The 705-nt window shown below is 43.4% G+C and carries 1 protein-coding gene; it reads right to left on the bottom strand.

What is annotated here, in order from left to right; all coding sequences use genetic code 11:
- Positions 1–705 (bottom strand): IS110 family transposase (locus tag ACQCVH_RS25230; protein WP_426838408.1); only part of this gene is annotated, 705 nt, incomplete at both ends.

Consider the following 705-nt stretch of genomic DNA (forward strand, 5'->3'; position numbering starts at 1 on the left):
ATTGTATTCGCCTAAATCCCCTACTTCCGCGAAAAAGCCGGCAATTGTATCCCTGCCCACACCTTTTATCGCTAACATTTGTTGTACGCCTGGTATTTCATCAAGCAGATCGTCTATTTTTGTATCCAATTCTTCGAATTGTAGCTGAATTAATTCATACTTAGCGAGAATGGTTTTAAGCTCCAGTCTGGCCATTTCAGCACCTTGTCGAAGTCCGATGGACTTACAGGCTGCCTGCATTAACTCCCGAATTTTGGTTAATCCAACGCTCCGTGATACGGATTTTCTCAAATGGACAAGTAGTTCTTCTTCGGAGAATACAGCTATTTCATGCGGCAGGGCATAGAGCTTTAAGAATTGTAAAGCAGCCTTACCTTCCCATTTCTTAAATACCTGAAGGAATTCCGGAAAGTACCGGTCAATCCAGTTGTGCACCTGTCCTTGGACCGTTTGTAGGTCTTCAGTTAAAAGATCGCGTATTTTCTTTGCCACACGGAGCTCTGCATAAACACCTTGCGGTATGGTTGGTTCGGCGTATCTTCCGTCCTTGACCAGTTGAGCTATGACCTTTGCATCTTTCACATCATTCTTGGTAGGTGAGTTATCATCCAACTCCTTGCTTTTCTTGACGTGCAAGGGGTTTACTGCGACAAACTTAATTCCGTTTTCTTTTAAAATATGAGCGAGGTTAAACCAATAGTGGCC

It is taken from the genome of Bacillus infantis (genome assembly GCF_050107595.1).
In the GTDB taxonomy this organism is placed as follows: Bacteria; Bacillota; Bacilli; order Bacillales; family Cytobacillaceae; genus Bacillus_AB; species Bacillus_AB infantis_C.